Source organism: Lutibacter flavus (assembly GCF_900188355.1).
GTDB lineage: Bacteria > Bacteroidota > Bacteroidia > Flavobacteriales > Flavobacteriaceae > Lutibacter > Lutibacter flavus.
On sequence record NZ_FZNX01000001.1, the window covers coordinates 720,328 to 741,423 of the forward strand.

A 21,096-nucleotide genomic window follows, 5' to 3' on the forward strand; every position below is an offset into this window, starting at 1 on the left:
TATATGATTTGTGCGACTGGAAAATCGGAGATTTTTCGGTGGTAGCAAATCGTTAGTTGAATGTTTGTCGTTAATGTTAGTTTGAATGTAAGCATAAATTATATGAGGTGTTGGCTGTAGTTTTTAATCGTTAATATTTTCTATCAGTTTATATTTTTCTTTAACAAGTTTTGTTCTTTTCTCTCCAATCGGTTCTGTTTTTAAAACACTTTCAATTTCGATGAATTTATTGGCAAAAGCATAAAATTTTTCAGTAGTAATAAAATTCTCTAACCAGTCAGCAAAATCGATTAACTCGTTTTGGTCTTTTGAATAAATCAATTGTTCAGCTAAACTCGAATATTCCCAATTTGAATTCTCAGATTTATCAAAGTCAAGCAATTCTTTGTTTAAAAATCTGTCAATCAAATACGTGTTAGAGTAAAATGTCTCCATAGCCTTTTTCTCGGCTTGTTTAATCCGTTTAGTTTTAAAAAGGGTAATTGTCCATTCAAACAGAAAAATTGGAAATCCGCAGTCATCTGGAAAGTTTTTTTCGAACCAGTTGTAATATCTTAAAGCTCCTGAATAATCGTTTATTTTCAAATATAATTCTGGTGGTAAATAGCGAAGTCCTCGACTATCATCATAATATCCTCCCCAACGTTTTTTATCAGCAGAAAGTGCACGTTTTATTTTCGTGATTTTATTCTTTATTCTTTCTACTTGTTTTGGTGTCATTTTTATCTTTTTCGTGTTATTACAGCCAACGGTTTAGTATTAAGATTTGTGCGACTTAAAAATCGGAGATTTTTCGGTTGTAGCAAATCGATTGTTAAATGTGTGTCGGTTTGTATTTAGTTTAAATTTTAGCATAAATTTTATACATTGTTGCCTTTTAGTTGCTTTTTTATCAACCTATAAATTTTCTTAAATCATCAATATACTTTGTGTAAATAAAAATAATAATCAAAATCGTAAATGTAATACTCAATAAAGTTATAATCCAATTTTTAATTTTGGCTTTTCTGTTTTCCGCAATCATTTGGGTTTTTATTTCTTCAAGTAATTCTGGCGATGCTTTTTTATCAAGTAATATATTTTTTCTCGAATTACCCAATTTCGAGTTTAATCTTTTTTTGTCAAAGTATCTCGTTCTATTCTTTACTCTCGAATTATTTTTGAGAGAATTTATCATTGCTTGAGCTGCTGAACCTACACCTAACATCTTTTAAATCTAAATTTTATCTAATAATTTATTCTTTAAAAAAACATTGATTTGGTCTCTCAAAAGTGTTAATTGATTTTCATTAAATACTAAAACACAATCTTCTTTACTCTCGTTATCAAAAGCACTAATTTGTAAATATTCTGATTCATTTTCTAAAATCAGTTTTCTTGATTTTGCTGAATCCTCATTTGGAAATAATACTTCAATGTCTGGAATTTCTGTTTTCATATCTTTTTATTTTTTAAATAATATTTTTCGGAAGTGTTTTAATCCGCAATTAAAGGCAACGTGTTTGTGTATGATTTCGTTGCGTATTTCAGCAACTAAATTAGTAAACAAAAACCAACCAGAGGAAATTCCGAAGGAATTTCCAAGTAGGCGAGTACCAGCAATGAATTATACACGGTGTTGCCAGTAGTTTTTCATTCCTTTTTGTTCAGTTCAATTGGATTCGGGCTTTCAGGTAATCCGATTAACTTGTCATCATAAAAGTACATTTCTTGGATTTCCCCATTCCACCATTTCAACACAATACTATCTCCTCTTTTTTCATTCATTCCCATTTCAATTATTTTCAGGGAATCCAAAGGATTTGGGTTTAATTCATAAATCCCATATGTGTTTGGGTTTTCGGAAATTCTTAATTGAATATTTCTGTTCTCAATTTTAAAATCATATCTAGTTTGCGAGTAAGGATTATTTTCCAAATAGGAATTCCAGAAAAATGAGAATATCCAATAACAGACTATTGTGTTAAAAAAGAATAAAATCGAAAGTCTTTTTTTAATGAAGAAAACAATAATTCCAATCAGAATATTCACTCCAAATATTTCAAGTCTGTGCGATTCAACTCCGACAGACATAAATGGGTCAGGTTTAATATTACCAACCCAATATTTCATAAGTAAAATATCGATTAGCAAAATCAGAATTCCAATTCCGACTAATAATTTCGTTTCTGATTTCGTCATTCTCAAATTACTGGCAACGGTTTAGCTATGAACAGTACGGGAGCAAACTAGCGTTTGCTTTCCGCCACGCACATAGCGAAATCTTTTGGTTTTCTTTTTTCTTTGTCCCGCTAAAAAGCAAAATCCCAAAGATTTTGCGGACTTCATAAAAATACGCAAACCCTGCGACTAAGCCCGAAGCCCGTATTGTTTATAGGTTGTGTTGTACTGCGTTTTTATCTCCGTTGACTTTTGAAAAGGTACGTAAATTGAATTCCAACTCCTATACTTAATTCTTCAAAATCTTGAACTTTATAGAATCGTGTAAAACCATAAAAGTTTTTATACTCTTTTTTTATCTCCGCTTGGTATTCCGTTAGATTATCGTAAAGTGAAGCCTTTGCAGAAAAAGACAAGAAGAATGGTTTTCCTATCCAAGAACCAATACCCAAAGTTGGCCCAACACTTTTTACATTTAGTGTTTCCATTGAATTTGTGAAGTCAATACTGCTTATCCCAACAATTGCTCTAATTCGATTAAAATTTAGGCTCGTCTCTATTGAATAAGCTGCTAATTCTATTCGGTTATTAAAGTCTAAGTTCCGATAATAAGCATTAATGTCTGTATCAAAATCACAGCTTACAAAAAGATGTTCTACACCTAGATTAGCATTTAAAAATCGGTTTTCTTTTAAATCCGTCTGATAACTAACACCGCTTTTTAATGTTGGTTGTCCAAAGATTACTGGAAAACTCAAATTGATTTGACCTCCAATTGGGTTATTAATTACACCGCTTACAATATTAAATCCGATTTTTTGATGGTCAAACCAATCTCGACTACAGTCTTCTCTTATCATAATATTTAAATCCTTTTCTCCTTTCAACTCTATTTCTTGTGTACGAATTCCAACACTTGAAACTATGATAGTTGAATTCTTCTCGGAAACAATTAGTGAAAATCGTCCGTCAAAATCTGTCTGAGTTCCATTTTTTGTTCCTTTCTCAATAATCGAAACTCCAGGATAAGGTTCCTTATATTTTTTTTCAATAACAATACCGTTAATTTCAATTTGCGCTAAGCCTAAAAATGGAAACAGAAAGATTATTAGCCTTATTTTGAAATTCATTCTGAAGGTTTTTTTAAATGCAGTACAACGTGTTTGTGTATGATTAGTGGCGTGGTTAAGCACCTAATTTAGCAAATAAAAACCGAATAGAAAATCCGCGAGGATTTTCGTAAGTAGGCTTGCACCAGCCATTAATTATACACGGTGTTGTGCGTTCGTTTTTTTATTCAGTTTATGTTCCGTTCAATTCAATTTCCAATAAATCAGAATCTTCTGGATGAACTTTTATTTTAAATTTTTGTCCAACTTTCAATAATTCAGGTTTATAAGTTGTCCGTGACTTTATAATTTTTTTTCCATTATGTTTAAATTCGAACAAGAAAATATCTTCCATTTGTGTTGTTCCTTTTGAAACATTAAGTTTTATTTCAGTTATTGTTCCTTCTGTCCAGATAAAATTCGATTCAAGTTTTTCAATTCTGCTATGTCTATAAATAGAAAATATAATTCCGAATATTAATATCAGAATTCCTCCAATTAATGCACTTTTTTTTCCGTCAGTTAGTTTCTTATAGAAATCAATAATTTTACTCATAAATTGATGCACCTTTTAATATATGACTGAAATTTTCCCAAGTCGGATTATCCGCATTTATATTCATTCCCATATTGTCATAAAAACCTTGAATATCTTCTGTATAAGCAATCATACTTTCTAAAAAATCAGAAAGATTTACGTTTTCCCAATTCTCTTTGTTTTGGTCAAAATCAGTTTTAAATTCCTTTAAAAATTCAATAAATTCTATTCTTGTCATTGTTCTTTCGGTTTGGCTTAAATGACGCACAACGGGTTTGTATAACTAAAGTTGCGTTTTAGTTATAACAATTTTTCGTTTGATAAATTTATTAAAATTAAGGTTTAGAATTATTCTATTTTACCCTATTTAGCCATTTTGGTTATACGGTGTTACCCACAGTTGTTGAATCATTAGGAGGAGGAAGACTTCCGTTAAACATATCAAAAATTTCTTGGTCATAAATTCCTGCAGTTAGAATTTCATCTTGCTTAATAGTTACGTCAGTGTTAAGTTCAACTGAAGTAGAGTCATCGTCTAAATTTTCAATATAATAATTAACTATTTCTAAGTAATTAGTTGTTATTTTTACTTTTTTAGATGGTTCTTTTCTATATCCACTCAAAATTGGAGAAATAACCATATAGTTTGTCTTTTGAGGTTCTGGAATTATCTCACAAAAACCAATATAAACTTTATTGTTTTTAAGTGTTATTTGCATAAGTTTTCCTTCATCTGAAGATCTTTCAAACAATTTTTCTAATTCATCACCGTTTTTTCTTATTGCCCAAATAATCGGGTCAATTTTTCCATATTTTCGATATATGCACTTATTTGAAATAAAAACTAAAATGATAGATGAGAGTGTACCAACAAATACTGTCCAAAAATAATCAGGCTTTTGAAAAGGTATTATTTTAAGGAAACTTACTATTGAAGGAATAAGTTGAGGAAATAATAATTCAATAATTGATCTAATAAAAAAAGAAATTAAGATAATCAGAATCGCAATTATTATTGATTCAAAAAGTAGTCTACGTTGATGAAATCTTTGAATATTATATTTGAATAATACAGAATAAACTAAAATTATATATCCTGCACAAATAGGAAGTAATAATAAATTGTAAGGCATTAGCTTGCAGTTTCCAAATGCTTTTTAATAACATCTGAATTCTTTAAACTTTCTATAGCTTTCTGAACGTCTTTTCTCTTAAAAAATATTGATTTATCAATATACAATCTACCAGAAAAGGTTCCTCTAACTCCTGAATCTATGTTTCTATTTTTAGATGCTTTTGCCATAATTAACTATTATACTTTGTCTAAATATACATCAAATATCTTTCCGAAAGGCGAATTTAATAGTTTTTTTTGAGATTAATTAATATTATTTATAAAAAACCACTACATTTCGTAATTGTGGGTAACGGGTTTGAATATGAAAAGTTGCAGGTTTTAAACCACAATTTTTCGATGTTTAAATTTAGTTTTTTAAAATTAGTAAACATTGTATTTTACTGAATTTAGCAATTTTTTATATGCGGTGTTACAATTTGCAGCTTTTCATTCTGGTGCTAAAAAATCAAACCGTTTCAACTTTCAATTCGGAGAACTCTATTAAAAACTGAAATCTCTCTTTTTAGTTTTAATTTTTATTAATTCTTTTCCGTTTCAACTCTTAAATTCCACGTTTCAATGGGTTTTTATTTTTCTCATAAATTACTCATTTTTTCGACCAATTTATTATTCCGCCGTTGTGCTAAAATCGTTTTTCTCCACCGAGTTATTTTTCGGTTTCAATATTTTCCTCCGATTTATTGCTAAATTCTGACCGTTTCAATTTTCTTTCGGTGTGTGTCTTAGACAGTCAATATTTTTTTAACTCAAAATGCTCAAATTAAGGACTTCAGGCTGAAGTCCGCTGTTAATTGTAACTAGTTTTTATAAGATTTGTGCGACTGGAAAATCGGAGATTTTTCTGCCGTAGCAAATCGTTTGTTGAATGTTTGTCGGTTCGTTATTTAGTTTAAAAGTAAGCATAAATTTTATGAGGTGTTGGTAAACGTTTTTTAATCTATCGGAATTTCAATTTCCTCAATATTCGGTAATTCAATCTGAATTGTGTCAATTCTTTGTTTTTTCTCGGATATGTTATTTTCTTTAAAATATAATTTCGCTCTTTTTTTAAACTCTTTAATTGTCTTTTCTTTCCAGTTTTCTAAATCATTCGAATCTATTTCGGTAATATTATTCTCAATTTTGGAAAGTTTATAATTTTGGTTCAGAAATTTTCTGTTTAGTGTGATTTTATCTTTCGAATAATTAATTAAACTAAATGTGTCAATTTTAGGTTCATACTCTTGATTATCAATTATTAATAGATTATTTTCAATTCTGTTCTTGTTCTTTATAATCTCAATGTTATTCTCGCAATAAATCAATTTTAAAATATAATCTTTTTCAATCTTTAATTCCGAGTAATTTTCGGGATTGTTGTCTATTTTCCAAGTTCCAATCAATAATTCAGAATTGTCATTTTTCGTACAACTCAGAATTAAAATGGATGACAATAAAATAATCAGATATCTCATTTCTTTATGTTTACCAACGGGCTTTTATAAGATTTGTGCGACTGGAAAATCGGAGATTTTTCGGACGTAGCAAATTGTTAGTTGAATGTTTGTCGTTTGTACTAAATCAAATTTAAGCATAAATTTTATGAGTTGTTGTAATTTTTTGCGATACGTTATGCTGATAATTGAATTTTAGTATTTTCCGAGATTTGTCATTCTTGTTCTTTATAAAAATCCTTTTTTTTGTTATTAATTTATCTTTTTTCTTGTTTTAGCGTTTTGCAATTTTTCTCCGTTTCAATGCTCAAATCCGCTCTGATTTTAAATTTCTCCGTTTCATTGAGCTTTTTGCGTTTCAATTCTCAAAAATCAGTAGAGTAGAAGTGAACTCAAATTTATCATTTTTATTTAATTTGTCATTAAACTAATTAAAAAAAAACAATTTTCTCATTTTACTAAATTTATCATTGAATGAATTTTTAATCAACTCAATTTTGTCATTTTACTGAATTTATCATTTATAGAAATTTAAATCAAATCAATTCTCCTCCTGGTTTAAATCTTAAAAATCTATTTTATTAAACTCAATTTTATCTGTTTTGTTTCTGACCGGAAAATTTCATCAGAGCAATTAATTACAACCGTGTTTTTATAAGATTTGTGCGACGTAAAAATCGGAGATTTTTCCGCCGTAGCAATATTTTTATTGAATGTTTGTCGGTTTCTGCTAGTTCAAAAGTAAGCATAAATTTTATGAGGTGTTGGCAACAGTATTTTCTACTTTCTGAATGTTTTCTGTCAGTTTTTTATTTACAATTATAAATTTGATAATTATAAATCCAAAAAATAATATAATCGGAATTTTCATATATTCCCAATAAGGATTATTCTCATTCATTGTCTGCCAAGCACTCATAAATAATATTAAAATTCCTAAAATAACTTGAATTATGTTCGTTCTTATTCTATTGTTTAATTTGTCAATCTGAAATTTCAAATCATTATTCAATTTTTCAATTCCATTGAAATCATTGTAATTATTTATTTTTTTAAAGTGTTTCAATAATTTGAGTTCAAAAATCGCATTCGGTAGATTTAAGAATACTATTAAACTCAAAAGGGCAATTAATCCTGTTTTCTGCCATTTATAAAAATCAAATTCTAATTGTTCAGATATAATACTTGTCATTAAAATTCCGAAACAAATTATGGTTATTGAAATATTCATAAAGTTCCACATTTTCAGGAATTGAATTTGTTTGTCAATTCCTTTTATTCTTTCTCCGTAATATGATTTAAGAGAAATTATTATGTTTTTTCGGTTGTCAATGTTTGTTTTCATATCGTTGTCAACAATTATTCTCCGTTATTTTTTTTTCTAAAAATTTAAAACATTTATTGCATTTAAAAGAAATATTATTAGAAATGTTACTCCGATACTGACGAAAATTGCTCCTTGCCAATAAAATAATCTCGTTCCCCAATTTTTCCATGTTCCTTTGCTAAAAACTTCATTTTTGAAATAATTCTTAGAAATTTTCCAATAAAGAAATATGGTTATTAAAAATAGTAGTATTGCAATAATCCAAATATTTTCCATTTTTCAATTTTTTTAATTGTTGCCAACTAGTTATATGTTAATAAAAAGTGTTTTTATCCCCCTAAAATTTACGGGATAAAAAACACTATTGTTGTTTTTTTGATATATATGCTATTTCATAAAAATGCAATAGCAACGTTTGTATCAAATTTAGTAATATTTGTTTCATTTTAAGCTATTTGTATATAAAATTTCAATTATTTAGTTGTCCTATGTTTAATTTAGGATACATCTATTTAATCTTAATTTCCTCTATTAAAGTAAGTAATTTGTTACGATTAATAGGTTTTGAAATATAAGCATTGCAACCAACGTCAATCACTTTTCTTTTATAGCTGTCTTGTGCAAATGCCGTATGTCCAATAATATAAACATCTTTATTAAAAGTTCTAATTTTTTTTGTTGCCTCAAAACCATTTAAATGCGGCATTTTTATATCCATTAAAATAAGATCTGTATCTGGGTGTTTTTTAGCTAGTTCAACTACTTCATTCCCATCTTTAGCGTAATACAAACTTTTGGTTACGTCTTTTAAAATTTCTTTTAAAAAATAAAAAGTAGTGCTGTCATCTTCAGCAATTATAATTTTATAGGTTAAAGATGTAAATTGTTTTATAGCTGTTTTCTCTTCAGATTCAATTATTAGAGATATTTTATTTGAAGAATTAGGAATACGAATATAAAAAGTAGTTCCTTTATTTGGCGTAGATTCTAACTTTATAATTCCATCTAATAATTGTACATAGCCTTTAGAAATTGACAATCCTAACCCTGTGCCTTCAAAGCCGCTAGAATGTGAAAAATCAGCTTGTACAAATTCATTAAATATAGTAGCTTGTTTATCTAAAGGGATGCCAATACCAGTATCTTTAATCCAAAATTCAACATATTCATTATGAGAACTATAATTAATTTCAATAGCGCCCTTAAATGTAAATTTTAGAGCATTTTTAATTAAATTGGTTAAAATGGAATTCAATTTATATTCATCGGTGTAAAATGGCTGATTCTTATTTAAAACAGTTTCATTTAATTTAAATTCCAGTCCCTTTAATGCTGCCTCAGGGCTAAAGAAATCTAACAGTTCATTTATGATTTTATTAATATTTATAGGTTTAATATGAACAGTTTCTAATCCAGATTCTAGTTTAGAAATATCCATAATATTGTTAATCGTATTCAACATTCTGTTTCCACTTTGTTGAATAATATTTATAAATTTAGCTTTCTTTTCTGAAGAATAATCAGCTGTTTTTAACAATTCGGTAAAGCCCAAAATACCATTCATAGGTGTTCTTATTTCATGACTCATATTGGCTAAAAAAGCCGATTTCATTCTGTCGCTTTCTTCGGCTTTAAATTTTTGAATTTCCAACTCTTGCATAATATCTGCATTCACTTCAATTTGGTGTCGCAAATCTTTTGTTTTTTTTCGAACTTGTATTCGTAAAATCCAATTTATAATTAAAAGAAATAAAAATAATGCTACAACAACCAGTATATATTTTAAATAATTTCGCCAGCTAAATTGTGGTTTATCATAGTTGGAGATCCATTTGTCATAAATTTGTTGATAAGTGCCATTGGCAAGAATTATTTCTAATCCATTATTTAAAGTTTCTGCTAATTCTGGCGAATTTTTGGAAACTTTAAAACCCATATTGCGCTCTAAAATTCGATGATCAAGTGTTTTTATATAATCTTTATTTAGTTTTTCTGCAAAATACATACCGCCAATTCGTTGTCCAAAAAGACAAGTAACATCTCTTCGGTCTATATTTTTTATGAGTTCTTCATAATTTTTTACATATATAAATTTAGCTGTAGGATTTATGGATAATACATAGTGTATAAGAACATCGTTTTTCCACATGGCCACCAAAGGTTCTTTTATAGTACGAAATTGCTCTAATGAAAATTTATTGAAGTAATTTGTATTGTAAAAAAAGCAATGAGAGGTATTTATTGTTGATCGTGTATAAATATACTTTTCATCATATCTGCCAGGGTAGTGAGCTCCTCCAATTGCCTGAATATATCCGCTATCTAATGCTTTGTTTATAGCATTCCAATTATCAGAATTTAATTGTATCTCCTTGTTTTCATATAAATCATTAATAGCATTTAATATATCTATATTAAAACCAGCAGGTTCGCCATTGTCATTTATGTAATTAAAAGGTGGATAATTGTCGCTAAATTGCACGTTGTATTGGGCATTTAACTTATAAGTAACCATAATAAGGAATAGGGAAATGGCAAAAACACTATTTTTCATAAAGGGAAATGGGGATTTCAACGAGCAAAATTACTAATTTTTTTTGTTTTTAAGGTGGTGTAAGTGCATTTTTAATAATTACCGGATAGTCTATTATTAGTTTGGTTATCATTCGTTTCCATTAAATTTTTTAATGCCAAGTCCAAAGGAGTTTCAATTTCTTCTTTAGATATAATAGTAGGTACTAGTATGCTTTTTTCAGTTCGTTTTAATTGTAAATCATTAAAATCACATTCCGGGTAAAAAGTCTTAAATAATTTAATAGCAATCATAAATTGCCTGTAGGTGCTTACGCTATAATTTCTTGGTACAAAAACATCTTTAATAAACAATTCAATGGTTTGGTTAGAAATTGTTGAAATAGAAGTGTCTTTTAGATAATCGAAAAAATCTGCAATAAAAGAGAAATAGGTTTTAATGGTACTTTCACTATAGCATTTTCCTTCTAAATATTTAACATACAGCCTTATTATTTGTTTGTTCTGTTCGGATATTTCTCGTGTTTTTTTAATCGGTTTTACTTTTAGCTTTTCATAAACAGAAGGATCTAATTTAAAAGTTACTTTATCATTTAAAGTTTGTTTTAAAAGTGCAATATTTTCTAAAGTAAATTGGGTATACCATCCTCGTAAAGTTTTACTCCAGTAATAACCACCTAGGTTATAAAGAATATTTTTTATTTCATTATTGTAAGGGAACAGCAATAAAAGCTGAATTTTATTTTTGTGAATTACCTTTTTTAATAAAATAGGAGGGAGTGTGTTTTGAGTGTTTTTCATAGCATTTCAAATATATATTTTTTTGAAACATTATAAAAAAAATATGTTGAAAAATGAGCTATTTTTTCTTAAAATTAGAAGGATATAAGTCAATTCCCTTTTTTTCTGCAGCTTTTAAAATAAACGGAATTAACAGCGTAGCGCCTGGAATAAGCATAAATGGCACTCCAATTCCCAATATTTTAAAAACATCAGCAACCTGTGTCTTTAAATGTTTTTCTTCTTCTTTTGAAATAGCTTTTGCAGAAACAAATTTCACAATAATTCTTGAGGTTTCTTTAGAACCTGAAGCTTCATTTTTAAGACCAATTAAAAATCCATTTAAAGCTTTTGTAGCTTTAAATTTGTTCTTTTTTATAATTTGCGCAAATTCAAACTTACCATTTTTTTCAAAAACAGCTAAATCAATTTGTACAGGTTCTTTATGGTCTTTCATTAATAAAATAGCTTTAACACTTACTTATTGAAAGTGCAAGTTTACTTATTTTAGTTCAATTGGAAAATTTGTTCAACATTTTTTTCTACATAGGTTTTTAAAATGCGTTTTACATCATTATTATCTTTTTGACTTGTAATTATTTCGCAATAATCATCTATCGATTTTAGTTTTTGTTTCTTATCGGCATACCCAAAACCCTTATAAATTCCGTTTAAAATAAGTACATAAGCATTTTCATTTTTTGCTCTGCCAGTTTCTTTTATAATAAAGTTCTCCGATTCAAATTTAATAGATTCAATTGCTTTTTTTACTCTTTTATTATACAATTCAACAGGTTCTTCATCTTTACAAATACCTTTGCATTGCTTTATTTGATAATGAAAACAAGTGGTTACATTAGATTGTAAATGACAATATTTTGGACACAATTCAAACGATTCACATAATTTTTCCATAAAAACCCGGCATTCTGTTACATTGTGAAATTTCATTAACGGTTTTGGAATTAATTTTAATCGGTTATGTGCCAGGTGAATAATGCCATTTCTATCTTCGTAACTAAACAAGCCTACACTTTCCTGAGCCCGTCTTTGAGCTCTGTTAAACTTTGGAAACAACTTTTTAATTTCTGAAGATTCTAATAACAATGCTAATAATTCGCTTCCGGTTTCAACAAAAGTTACGTTAGCGGTTTCTAAACACATAGTAATTTCCTTTTTGGCTTTATCGTAAAAATGACTGATTACACGTTGTTTTATATTGTTGGCTTTACCAACATAAATAATTTCGTCTTTTTCGTTTTTAAAATAATAAACGCCTGTTTTTTCCGACAATTCATCTACTATTTTTTTTGGAAGTAAAGGAGGTAAAGTTCCTTGTCTGGATTTTGGGTTTAAAAAGGAATTAAATACACGTTGATCTGTATCTAAATTTAACAATTTTTCAAATAAAATGGTAGTAGCTTCTGCATCTCCTTTTGCACGGTGACGGTCTATAATTTCAATATTTTGAGTACTGCAAAGCGCTCCTAAACTGTACGATTTTAATCCCGGAATTAATTTTCTGGAAAGTCGAATTGTGCACAGTTTTTTTCGTTTAAAATCAAACCCAAGTGATTTAAATTCTTTTTGAATTATATTGTAATCAAAGTTTACATTGTGTGCTACAAAAATGGTGTCTTTTGTTATTTCGGCTACTTTTTTGGCAATTTCATAAAATTTAGGAGCATTGCCAACCATTGCATTCGTAATTCCTGTTAAATTGGTAATAAATGGTGGAATTACAGATTCAGGATTTACAAGCGTAGTATATTCGTCTATTACTTTTTTACCATCAAAAATAAAAATGGAAATTTCAGTTATTTTAGAGCTGTGTCCTGTTGTTTCTATATCAACAATTGCGTACATTAATTTAGGGTTTTCTCAAGTTCTTTTAATTCAACTCCCAATTGAGTTAACATATTGGCTATACTGCTAATTTTTAATTCTTGTTCATCGTATTCCTGTGTGTTTATGCTACAGGTAAATTCCCATAATTCTAAAATTTCATCAACAGGCACAAAATAAGGATCGTATTTTTTATTGTCTGAAGCCAGCAATAACATTTGATGTTCATCTATTTTATCAAAAACACGTTTGTATACAATACCATCGTTTAGCGTTAGTACTATATAGGTTTTTCCATCTTTTACATCTCTAATATCTTCAATAAAACGAGCAACAATATAAGAACCGCTTTTTACGGGCAGCATAGAATCTCCTTTTATTGGAAAAGCTCGGTGTGTTCCGGTTGGTAAAAACGGTAGTTTAATTTTATTTAAATGCTCTATGTACTCCGGATCCGAATACCCTCTTAAATAACCCGCAGAAGCTTCAACAGAAACCACTTCTATTAAATCTTCGTTTTCACTATCAACAGTAATTGGAAACAGCAATCTCTCATTTCCAATTTTTATAAAGGAGCCATCTTTTGCTTTGGATAAATCGTTTTTCACTAAAATATCAATAGGAACTTTAAAGAATTCAGATAAAATTATTAAGAAATCAATAGGAGGAATGGCTCTATTTTCTTCGTAAGAGCTTATTCTAGAGCGTGATACATCTAATTCCTGAGCAAATTGCTCTTGTGTTAACCCTTTTAAAGACCTAAGATGTTTAATGTTTTTTGAAAGAAAATTCATATTGCTAAATTTGTGAGCATAAGTTACTAATATATTGAGCTAATTTAATAAAAAAATTAAGAACACCTAATTTAGCTCTTAAATAAAATGAATAAATAACAAGATAATAATGTGGGATATATTAAAGTAGCTTGTTTTAAAAGTATGAAAATTAATGATGTATACATTAATTTATATTCAATAAAAATAGAATTTAAAAGACAAAGATTTACCTTAAATTAGTATGTTATTTTTGAATAAAAGTGTAAATTTGAGAGTGAATTTTACAGATGATGCTTGTGAAACTATGCTTTTTAGAAGACTAAAATGAACTCAATCTTAATTAAGCTAACAACAAAACAGAAAGAGATAACATAAATTTATAATAACATGGCGAAAAAAGTAAAAGGAACCATTGCTATATTAACTGGTGGTGGGGATGTTCCAGGTTTAAATCCTGCAATTAGAGCAATAACAATTAGAGCAATTAGAGAAGGTTATAGAGTAATTGGTTTAAGAAGAGGCTGGGCAGGAATTGTTGAACTTGTTCAAGACCCAAAAGCAGATAATAGTTACAATTTTGTTGAACTTACTCAAATTATTGTTAATAAAGCTGGACGAACCGGAGGTACTTTTTTACATAGCTCAAGAACACGGCCAAGCCATCTTCCAAAAGCAAATGTGCCAGAGCAACATAGAGATACTTACCAAGAAGAATATAATGATATGACCAAAGTGGTTTTGGATAATTTAAACTATTTAGGTGTAGATTATTTAATTCCAATTGGTGGTGATGATACCTTAAGTTATGCCGTTAGGTTGTATAAAGAGGGCGTAAAAGTAGTGGCAATACCAAAAACAATGGATAATGATGTTCCTGGAACCGATTATTGTATTGGTTTTAGTACCTGTATTACCAGAACCATTAATATGACCAATACGTTAAGAACTTCTGCCGGATCGCATGAACGGTTTTTAGTATTAGAAGTATTTGGTAGATACGCTGGTTTTACAGCAATGTTACCAACAATGGCGGGTGCTGCAAATAGATGTGTAATTCCTGAATATAAATTTAATATTGAAGGTTTAACAGAGCTTTTAATACAAGATAGATTTGACAATCCAAGTAACTACTCGGTAGCACTGGTTTCTGAAGGAGCCATGTTTGAAGGTGGTGAGATGGTTTTTAAAGATGGTGAAAAAGATCAGTTTGGACATGCAAAACTTGGTGGAATAGGTGAGCTTGTTTCACAAAGATTGAAAGAGTTATCTCCAAAATACAATAATGGTAAAAAAATTAATGTAATCAATCAAAAATTAGGATATTTAGTAAGAGGTGGTGATCCGGATGCAATAGATTCTATTGTGCCAATGGCTTACGGAAACCTTGCGCTAGATCTTATTTTAAAAGGGGTACACGGACGTTTAGTAGTATTGAAAAATGGACGTTATGATAATGTTCCTATAGATGTGGTTACAGGTAAATCTAAAGTGGTTAATATTGAGAAATTCTATAATATAGACAGGTTATGTCCTACTTATAATAGTTTTGAAATGAACCCACTGTTTATTATGACAAGCGACTATTAATTAATTGTCAACCTAGAAAATACGTTGTAAAATTAATCGGGTTAATTATGCAGCGTATTTTTTTTTTGAAATTATTTAGATTTATTATTGGGATTTTGAACTGTAAAAATATGATTGTCTAAATTATCTTCATCCTTTCTGTCTTCCTTATAAATGAACTTATTATTGACTAATAATTTTTTTGAAGGGTTATTATTTCGATGTGTAAAAGCCTCAATTTCTCTAAGATTCAACGTATTAAAACCATAATTAAGTACAGTATTTAAAGCTTCATTCATAATCCCTTTTTGTTGATAATCAGGGTGTAAGTCGTATCCAACTTCAGCAATTGTTTTATCTTTAGAAAAATGCCACAAGCTAATAGTTCCAATTACTTTGGGATTGTCTTTTAATGTAATACACCAATAAACCCATTCGTTTTCTTTAATTCCATTATTAATTTTAGCAATAAAAGCCAAAGCATCATCAATACTTTTTGGTGTAGGCCTTTTTATATATTTATTTACTTCAGCATCCGACCTTAAAAAGAAAATAATAGGAGCATCAGATTTATTTAATTGTCTAAGTTGTAATCGTTCTGATTTTAATTTAGGAAATGGAGTAAAATTTAAATAATGCATTTTTTCTGTTTAAAAAACGAATGTAAAGTATTTTTTATAAAAAATTAACATATAAAATTGTATAAAACTTGTTTATTAACACCTCATTTATAGGGCTTAATATTTTGTAAACAGCAAATATATTTGTAAATTTAAAGGGAAATCTAATAACTAAATAGAAATATTCTTTACATTCTGTTTTAGTTAATGTATTGAAAGTCTAAAGATTAAAACACTTCTTGCAATCTTTAACTTTTTGGCAAATATTTTAATTGGACAAATTAAATAACTTAATATTTTACCCATGCAAATACCATTATTCTTTAGTATTCTTATTGTATTGTTTTTATTCAGTGGAATACGCGTCGTTTATGAATATAAAAGAGCCTTAAAATTTAGATTTGGTAAATATATTACCACACTTCAACCAGGTTTTAGATGGATTATTCCTGTTATTGAAACGATTCAGGTTGTAGATATTCGTGTAATTACCATTAATATTGTTTCCCAAGAAGTAATGACTGAAGACAATGTACCTTGTAGTATTGATGGGGTAGTGTTTTTTAAAGTAGATGACCCTGAAAAAGCTGTGTTGGAAGTTGAAGAGTATAATTTTGCCATAACACAACTTGCTCAAGCAGCTTTAAGAGATGTTTGTGGTAAAGTTGAATTAGACACCATTTTATCAAAAAGAGAGGAAATGGGTAAGAATATTAAAAATATTGTAGAACACGAAACTAAGGATTGGGGAATTGAAATAATTGATGTAAAAATTAAAGATATTCAGTTGCCTGAAAATATGAGACGAATGATGGCAAATCAGGCAGAAGCAGAACGTTCTAGAAGAGCACGGATTATTTTAGCACTTGCAGAAGAACAAGCAGCAGGGAAACTGTTAGAAGCTGGTAAACTAATAGATCAATCGCCATCTGCAATTAAATTAAGATTGTACCAAACATTAGCAAATATTGCTTCTGAAAAAAATTCGACAATTTTATTCCCATTCCCGGAAGAAGTATTGCCAAGAAAACGAAGAAAAGAGAAAGATTAAATAAAGTGTAGATTAACGGTTTAGAACATGAAAAGTTGCGATTTTGAAAACGCAATTTTCCGATGTTTAAATTTAATACTATTTTGTTTTACAAAAATTAATATTATCAATCCTCTATCCATTCTAATTCAAGTTTCTTAAGATAATTCATTGCTACATCAGAAAAAGTATAATACTTTTCTGGATTTTGTTTTGAAGCCTCATTAAACAATTGAATAAAAACAAAAGGATTCTCTAAACATTTAAGTATTCCATCTTTTCCATATTCCCTCTCAATAAGATGTGCCATATACAATCCATTGGGATGACATCCCAAGGGAAGTTCTCTACTTATTTTTTTTCCGTTAGCAGTAAACATCGATTCATTATCAACAATCTCTTGTATTAAATAATCCATTTTTTGAAAACGACTTTTGGATTCTTTATAGTATTTACAAAAATCTAATTCATAATCACTTTTGTTAGGCTTTTCTAATATATCATCTTTATCTATTAAATCTGCAATTCCCTCAAGTCTTAATTTGTCAATACTATATATTAGATCTGGATATCTATCCAATTCATCATTCTTCCTTAGTTTAGAAAAATAGTTTAATACATAAAGATGATGCAATTCATGACCTAAATATTTATCAAATTCATTTCCAAGTCTATAAGCGCTCAGAAGGTCGATAAGAATAAGGTCTTCTTCAGGTATAGTTTGTGAGTCAGGTACAATTAAAGTTAAGGCTATAAGTGTATTCTCATTATCAGGTTTAAAAGTTTTTGGCAGATATTTAAATGCTTGAGTATTTCCGTCATTAATATTATTTGATGTTTTCAAATTTTGAATGAACTCTTCTAGTTTTAATCTTTTTTGTTTTGCTTCATTCAAATACCTAATTATATAAGAACTAATACTACTATTATCATTATTTCTTAATCTATTTTGAAGAGAATCTTGTAAACCTGTGAGATAAACTAAATTATAATAATTATTATAGATGTCTTGAGAGGCTGTTTGATTATTATAATAATTATAACCTGGCGAATTCCATATTTCCATCAAGTCTGTATTTGATAACTCTTTTCCGCTTTCAATATTTTGCATTTTTTCCCAATAAATTTGCAATCCTTTGTCTGATATCTTTTGACCAAAAGAAGCTTCTAAACTTAAAAGAAAAATACATAATAATACTAAGATATTTTTCATAGATTTTAATGTTTGCCAACTCGTTATATCCGTATTTAATAAACTGGTTATAATATGTATATTTCTAGATAAACTTAGTGTTTTATTGTTTTTGTCAATATTATTTACTGCTCTATTTTGTATAACAAAAACTTATAATTTTTTTTGATTGTACATCGAGGGAAACTTATAGTAATTTGCATACTATGTTTTATAAACGTATGAAATTTAAGTTGTTATATTCAAATATTTAGAGGGAGAGCTTTTTTATGTTAATAAAAAGTATGGCTAATTAAAGTGAAATAAGATTGTTTTGGAGAGCTCGCTATTCCTGTTTGACTCCATTTTTGAAAATCTTAGCACTTTTTAATGTTCCATTTTCAAAATAGGATTTAAACTCACCATTCTTATCGCCATTTTCATTATATATTTCTGTTGCTTTTACCTGTCCATTTTTATAATACGTAATCCATTCTTTAATATGAACACCAGTTTCAGGAATAAAGGTCCCTGTTTCTTTTAATTCCCCGGTAGTATAATATTTTTTTATAAAATTAGTTTCCCAATTAATTATATAATCTAAAGAACCACTTTCTAAATAATAGCTCCATTCACCAGTTGGAAAACCATTTTTATCAATTTCACCAGTTTCTGTTATGTTAGCTTTTGCATAATTATAATAGCTTTCTTTCTGTTCTTGAGCATTTGTATAGTTGATGAAAAGTAGCATCGCTAAAAATAGAATTGTGTTCTTCATAATTTGATTTTATAATTTGATTTTCAACTAATTATTAGCAATGTAATTAAAATACCAATAAAAATCAATATAATTTTTATAATTGCTTATAGTATTTTTGTTTGGGATAGTTTTAAATGAACTTTTCTTCCTTCTCTTATTACTATTTCAATAATTTCTTCAATGTCTTTTTTGGAAGTCCTAAAGTTTACAATACAACCTCTTAAACAATAATTTTCCTGAACAATAGCATTTGATAGAAAAACCTCTCCACCAGTCTGTAATTCATTCAAAATATTTTCATTTAATTTATTTAGATACTCTTTATTATGAGCGTTGTCTATTGAAATATATCTAAAAGTAGCAATACTTAAATTTTGAGAAATAGCTTCTAATTCAGGATGTTTTTTAGCCAGATTATAGAGCATTTCTGAGAGTTCAATATCTTCACTAATTAGTTTTTCATAACCGCTTCTGCCAACTTGTTGTAATGTTATCCAAACTTTTAAAGCTCTAAAGCCACGTGAATTTTGAAGTCCGTATTCATAAAAGTTTTGAGCTATTTCATCTTCACTGTTGCTAAAGTTGTAATATTCGGGATGTGAACTATATGTATCAATTAAATGCTGAGGATTTTTCACCAAAGTACATCCTGCTTCAAGCGGGCTATACAACCATTTATGTGGATCCAGAGCAATGGAGTCGGCTTCTTTAATTCCATCAAACATATTTTTTAGTTTTGGAATAATTGCGGCAGGAATACCATAAGCACCATCAATGTGAAACCACAAGTCATATTTTTTACAAATAGTTGATATTTCAACTAAATTATCAACAATTCCGGTACTTACATCACCAGCAGTACCAATTACCATAATTGGTTTACAGCCATTTTCTAGATCTTTTTTTATGGTAGTTTCTAAAATTGTAGTATCCATTTTATTAGAAGCGTCAGTTTGTATCCATCGTACTGAATTGGTACCTAAACCAAATAAAATCACAGCTTTTTCAATCCAGGTATGTGTTGTTTTTGAGCAATAAACAGTTAGTTTATTTAAAGTATTTTGAATTCCATCTTCTTTGATATTCTTTGGTGCTTTCGCTGTTCTTGCGGCTAAGAATGCGGTGAAATTTGCCATATTCCCACCACTAACTAATATGCCGCCATAGTCTGGAGATACCCCTATAAATTCAGCTAGCCACTTAACAGTTTGTTTTTCAATTTCAGTTGCAATAGGACTAAGAATATGTGCTCCAACATTCGGATTAACGGATGCCGCTAGTAAATCTGCTAATGCACCAATTGGAGCAGCAGAAGAAGTAATGTAGCCTAAAAATTTGGGATGTCCGTTAAGTAATGAGTGGTTGAATAATAAATCAGTTGTTTTAGAAATTAACTCTGTTGCAGGTGTTCCATTTTCGGGTAAGGATACGTTTCCTAATATATTTTGTAGTTGGCTCGGACTTTCATTTGGTGTTACTGGTTTTTTATCTATAGAGCCAATAAATTCAGATATATCATCAATTAATTGATATCCAATTTTTCGAAATTCTTCTTTGTCCATTTCAATGGATGATTTTCTAATTTTTGTCATTTTGTTGCTTTATATAGGTTTCCTTTTCTAATTTATACCAATTATACTCTTTTCCATCTCCATTATATTCGTCTATTTTATAAAATTTCATTCCTATTTTTTGAAGTACTTTATACGAACCAATATTTTCTGGAAACGTAATTCCAATTATTTTGGAAAGTCCAAATTTTTCAAAACCATATTTAATAATTTCTCTTGAAGCTTCTGTAGTCAATCCTTTTCTCCAATATTCCGGTAAAATTCTAAATCCAATATCGGTTTCCTTAAATTCGGGTAAATACTTAAGTCCTGCAAACCCAATAATTTTATTTTCAGGTTTGTAAATTACTGCCCAACGCCCATAACCATATTTTTTATAATCGGAATAAAAAACATTTTCTATAAGTTCTTTTGCGCTATTTAACGATTCAATAATTTGATTACCTGTATATTTTTGAACCTCAATGTTAGATCCAAATTCATAAACATCCTTATAGTCATTGATGTTAAATTCCCGAAGTATTAATCTCTCAGTTTCTATTATTGTAATCATATTTCATTCCAATTATTAATCTGTAACGCAATGAGAATACCAATAACTACCAACACAATTTCACCAATAGCATATTTAAAATATTTATTGGTTTTTCCTTTATTGAGTAGGTTTTGACGGATTTTTTTAAAGAATTTTATCATATTTTAGGTGTTCTGTCATTCCTGCGAAGGCAGGAATCTATTTT

General features: G+C 28.6%; 23 protein-coding genes and 1 pseudogene. 2 read left to right on the forward strand and 22 right to left on the reverse strand.

Annotated features, from left to right (window positions below; genetic code table 11):
- Nucleotides 1-123: 123 nt before the first annotated feature.
- The 16 genes from CHB63_RS03130 to CHB63_RS03205 all read right to left on the reverse strand — a co-directional run bounded on the left by CHB63_RS03130 (nt 124) and on the right by CHB63_RS03205 (nt 13,656).
- Nucleotides 124-720, reverse strand: a complete 597-nt coding sequence (locus CHB63_RS03130; RefSeq protein ID WP_089376963.1) for a hypothetical protein — start codon at nt 718-720, stop codon at nt 124-126.
- A 172-nt stretch (nt 721-892) separates the two neighbouring features.
- Nucleotides 893-1,207 (reverse strand): hypothetical protein, encoded by a 315-nt coding sequence (locus tag CHB63_RS03135; RefSeq protein ID WP_089376964.1) that lies wholly within the window; start codon nt 1,205-1,207, stop codon nt 893-895.
- 9 nt (nt 1,208-1,216) lie between these two features.
- Nucleotides 1,217-1,438 (reverse strand): hypothetical protein, encoded by a 222-nt coding sequence (locus tag CHB63_RS03140; protein WP_089376965.1) that lies wholly within the window; start codon nt 1,436-1,438, stop codon nt 1,217-1,219.
- Between the two features lie 194 nt (nt 1,439-1,632).
- Entirely contained in the window at nt 1,633-2,181 is a 549-nt protein-coding gene (locus CHB63_RS03145) for a hypothetical protein (protein WP_141107256.1), read from the reverse strand.
- Between the two features lie 215 nt (nt 2,182-2,396).
- Nucleotides 2,397-3,290, reverse strand: coding sequence for a carboxypeptidase-like regulatory domain-containing protein (locus CHB63_RS03150; RefSeq protein WP_089376967.1), 894 nt, complete (start codon nt 3,288-3,290; stop codon nt 2,397-2,399).
- A gap of 172 nt (nt 3,291-3,462) precedes the next feature.
- A complete protein-coding gene (locus CHB63_RS03155) occupies nt 3,463-3,825 on the reverse strand; it encodes a hypothetical protein (RefSeq protein ID WP_089376968.1) in 363 nt (120 codons plus the stop codon).
- Nucleotides 3,818-4,045, reverse strand: a complete 228-nt coding sequence (locus CHB63_RS03160; RefSeq protein ID WP_089376969.1) for a DUF7660 family protein — start codon at nt 4,043-4,045, stop codon at nt 3,818-3,820. Before CHB63_RS03160 ends, CHB63_RS03155 begins: the two co-directional genes overlap by 8 nt.
- 142 nt (nt 4,046-4,187) lie before the next feature.
- Nucleotides 4,188-4,940, reverse strand: a complete 753-nt coding sequence (locus CHB63_RS03165) for a hypothetical protein (RefSeq protein ID WP_089376970.1) — start codon at nt 4,938-4,940, stop codon at nt 4,188-4,190.
- On the reverse strand, nt 4,940-5,110 hold the full coding sequence (locus CHB63_RS17095) for a hypothetical protein (RefSeq protein ID WP_176420229.1): 171 nt from the start codon (nt 5,108-5,110) through the stop codon (nt 4,940-4,942). The genes CHB63_RS03165 and CHB63_RS17095 overlap by 1 nt, the downstream gene beginning before the upstream one ends.
- 767 nt (nt 5,111-5,877) lie before the next feature.
- Nucleotides 5,878-6,399, reverse strand: a complete 522-nt coding sequence (locus CHB63_RS03170) for a hypothetical protein (RefSeq protein ID WP_141107257.1) — start codon at nt 6,397-6,399, stop codon at nt 5,878-5,880.
- Between the two features lie 733 nt (nt 6,400-7,132).
- On the reverse strand, nt 7,133-7,723 hold the full coding sequence (locus CHB63_RS03175; RefSeq protein WP_089376972.1) for a hypothetical protein: 591 nt from the start codon (nt 7,721-7,723) through the stop codon (nt 7,133-7,135).
- Between the two features lie 490 nt (nt 7,724-8,213).
- Nucleotides 8,214-10,259: an ATP-binding protein gene (locus tag CHB63_RS03185; protein WP_089376974.1), complete on the reverse strand. Its 2,046-nt coding sequence runs from the start codon at nt 10,257-10,259 to the stop codon at nt 8,214-8,216.
- Between the two features lie 71 nt (nt 10,260-10,330).
- The gene (locus CHB63_RS03190; RefSeq protein ID WP_089376975.1) at nt 10,331-11,038 is read right to left on the reverse strand and encodes a phage integrase N-terminal SAM-like domain-containing protein; all 708 of its coding nucleotides are present in this window, start codon (nt 11,036-11,038) and stop codon (nt 10,331-10,333) included.
- Between the two features lie 58 nt (nt 11,039-11,096).
- The gene (locus CHB63_RS03195) at nt 11,097-11,474 is read right to left on the reverse strand and encodes an LETM1 domain-containing protein (RefSeq protein ID WP_089376976.1); all 378 of its coding nucleotides are present in this window, start codon (nt 11,472-11,474) and stop codon (nt 11,097-11,099) included.
- A gap of 50 nt (nt 11,475-11,524) precedes the next feature.
- Nucleotides 11,525-12,883, reverse strand: a complete 1,359-nt coding sequence (locus tag CHB63_RS03200) for an exonuclease domain-containing protein (RefSeq protein ID WP_089376977.1) — start codon at nt 12,881-12,883, stop codon at nt 11,525-11,527.
- Entirely contained in the window at nt 12,883-13,656 is a 774-nt protein-coding gene (locus tag CHB63_RS03205) for an XRE family transcriptional regulator (RefSeq protein ID WP_089376978.1), read from the reverse strand. Before CHB63_RS03205 ends, CHB63_RS03200 begins: the two co-directional genes overlap by 1 nt.
- Nucleotides 13,657-14,025: 369 nt before the next feature.
- On the opposite strand from CHB63_RS03205, the gene CHB63_RS03210 reads away from it, so the two are divergent.
- On the forward strand, nt 14,026-15,225 hold the full coding sequence (locus CHB63_RS03210) for a 6-phosphofructokinase (RefSeq protein ID WP_089376979.1): 1,200 nt from the start codon (nt 14,026-14,028) through the stop codon (nt 15,223-15,225).
- A gap of 71 nt (nt 15,226-15,296) precedes the next feature.
- On the opposite strand, the gene CHB63_RS03215 is transcribed toward CHB63_RS03210, so the two are convergent.
- Nucleotides 15,297-15,845, reverse strand: coding sequence for a GNAT family N-acetyltransferase (locus tag CHB63_RS03215; protein ID WP_089376980.1), 549 nt, complete (start codon nt 15,843-15,845; stop codon nt 15,297-15,299).
- A gap of 283 nt (nt 15,846-16,128) precedes the next feature.
- Here CHB63_RS03215 and CHB63_RS03220 point away from each other — a divergent pair, with 283 nt between their 5' ends.
- The gene (locus CHB63_RS03220; RefSeq protein WP_089376981.1) at nt 16,129-16,875 is read left to right on the forward strand and encodes a slipin family protein; all 747 of its coding nucleotides are present in this window, start codon (nt 16,129-16,131) and stop codon (nt 16,873-16,875) included.
- 106 nt (nt 16,876-16,981) lie between these two features.
- On the opposite strand, the gene CHB63_RS03225 is transcribed toward CHB63_RS03220, so the two are convergent.
- The 5 genes and pseudogenes from CHB63_RS03225 to CHB63_RS17490 form a co-directional block, all read right to left on the reverse strand.
- On the reverse strand, nt 16,982-18,067 hold the full coding sequence (locus tag CHB63_RS03225; protein ID WP_089376982.1) for a DUF5700 domain-containing putative Zn-dependent protease: 1,086 nt from the start codon (nt 18,065-18,067) through the stop codon (nt 16,982-16,984).
- A 304-nt stretch (nt 18,068-18,371) separates the two neighbouring features.
- Complete coding sequence (locus CHB63_RS03230; RefSeq protein ID WP_089376983.1) at nt 18,372-18,803, reverse strand: toxin-antitoxin system YwqK family antitoxin; 432 nt, start codon at nt 18,801-18,803, stop codon at nt 18,372-18,374.
- An 86-nt stretch (nt 18,804-18,889) separates the two neighbouring features.
- Nucleotides 18,890-20,377, reverse strand: a complete 1,488-nt coding sequence (locus CHB63_RS03235; protein ID WP_089376984.1) for a pyridoxal phosphate-dependent decarboxylase family protein — start codon at nt 20,375-20,377, stop codon at nt 18,890-18,892.
- Nucleotides 20,364-20,909: a GNAT family N-acetyltransferase gene (locus CHB63_RS03240; RefSeq protein WP_089376985.1), complete on the reverse strand. Its 546-nt coding sequence runs from the start codon at nt 20,907-20,909 to the stop codon at nt 20,364-20,366. The genes CHB63_RS03235 and CHB63_RS03240 overlap by 14 nt, the downstream gene beginning before the upstream one ends.
- A gap of 2 nt (nt 20,910-20,911) precedes the next feature.
- Nucleotides 20,912-21,052, reverse strand: a pseudogene (locus tag CHB63_RS17490) (DUF6090 family protein); the annotation flags it as partial.
- Nucleotides 21,053-21,096: the final 44 nt, after the last annotated feature.

Bases quoted from the DNA above. Each gene is read 5' to 3' on its own strand.
- CHB63_RS03190 (WP_089376975.1), bottom strand. From the start codon at position 11,038: ATGAAAAACACTCAAAACACACTCCCTCCTATTTTATTAAAAAAGGTA.
- CHB63_RS03155 (WP_089376968.1), bottom strand. From the start codon at position 3,825: ATGAGTAAAATTATTGATTTCTATAAGAAACTAACTGACGGAAAAAAA.
- CHB63_RS03150 (WP_089376967.1), bottom strand. From the start codon at position 3,290: ATGAATTTCAAAATAAGGCTAATAATCTTTCTGTTTCCATTTTTAGGC.
- CHB63_RS03170 (WP_141107257.1), bottom strand. From the start codon at position 6,399: ATGAGATATCTGATTATTTTATTGTCATCCATTTTAATTCTGAGTTGT.
- CHB63_RS03225 (WP_089376982.1), bottom strand. From the start codon at position 18,067: ATGAAAAATATCTTAGTATTATTATGTATTTTTCTTTTAAGTTTAGAA.
- CHB63_RS03160 (WP_089376969.1), bottom strand. From the start codon at position 4,045: ATGACAAGAATAGAATTTATTGAATTTTTAAAGGAATTTAAAACTGAT.
- CHB63_RS03215 (WP_089376980.1), bottom strand. From the start codon at position 15,845: ATGCATTATTTAAATTTTACTCCATTTCCTAAATTAAAATCAGAACGA.
- CHB63_RS03210 (WP_089376979.1), top strand. From the start codon at position 14,026: ATGGCGAAAAAAGTAAAAGGAACCATTGCTATATTAACTGGTGGTGGG.
- CHB63_RS03235 (WP_089376984.1), bottom strand. From the start codon at position 20,377: ATGACAAAAATTAGAAAATCATCCATTGAAATGGACAAAGAAGAATTT.
- CHB63_RS03195 (WP_089376976.1), bottom strand. From the start codon at position 11,474: ATGAAAGACCATAAAGAACCTGTACAAATTGATTTAGCTGTTTTTGAA.
- CHB63_RS17095 (WP_176420229.1), bottom strand. From the start codon at position 5,110: ATGGCAAAAGCATCTAAAAATAGAAACATAGATTCAGGAGTTAGAGGA.
- CHB63_RS03200 (WP_089376977.1), bottom strand. From the start codon at position 12,883: ATGTACGCAATTGTTGATATAGAAACAACAGGACACAGCTCTAAAATA.
- CHB63_RS03135 (WP_089376964.1), bottom strand. From the start codon at position 1,207: ATGTTAGGTGTAGGTTCAGCAGCTCAAGCAATGATAAATTCTCTCAAA.
- CHB63_RS03205 (WP_089376978.1), bottom strand. From the start codon at position 13,656: ATGAATTTTCTTTCAAAAAACATTAAACATCTTAGGTCTTTAAAAGGG.
- CHB63_RS03140 (WP_089376965.1), bottom strand. From the start codon at position 1,438: ATGAAAACAGAAATTCCAGACATTGAAGTATTATTTCCAAATGAGGAT.
- CHB63_RS03165 (WP_089376970.1), bottom strand. From the start codon at position 4,940: ATGCCTTACAATTTATTATTACTTCCTATTTGTGCAGGATATATAATT.
- CHB63_RS03145 (WP_141107256.1), bottom strand. From the start codon at position 2,181: ATGACGAAATCAGAAACGAAATTATTAGTCGGAATTGGAATTCTGATT.
- CHB63_RS03185 (WP_089376974.1), bottom strand. From the start codon at position 10,259: ATGAAAAATAGTGTTTTTGCCATTTCCCTATTCCTTATTATGGTTACT.
- CHB63_RS03175 (WP_089376972.1), bottom strand. From the start codon at position 7,723: ATGAAAACAAACATTGACAACCGAAAAAACATAATAATTTCTCTTAAA.
- CHB63_RS03230 (WP_089376983.1), bottom strand. From the start codon at position 18,803: ATGAAGAACACAATTCTATTTTTAGCGATGCTACTTTTCATCAACTAT.
- CHB63_RS03240 (WP_089376985.1), bottom strand. From the start codon at position 20,909: ATGATTACAATAATAGAAACTGAGAGATTAATACTTCGGGAATTTAAC.
- CHB63_RS03130 (WP_089376963.1), bottom strand. From the start codon at position 720: ATGACACCAAAACAAGTAGAAAGAATAAAGAATAAAATCACGAAAATA.
- CHB63_RS03220 (WP_089376981.1), top strand. From the start codon at position 16,129: ATGCAAATACCATTATTCTTTAGTATTCTTATTGTATTGTTTTTATTC.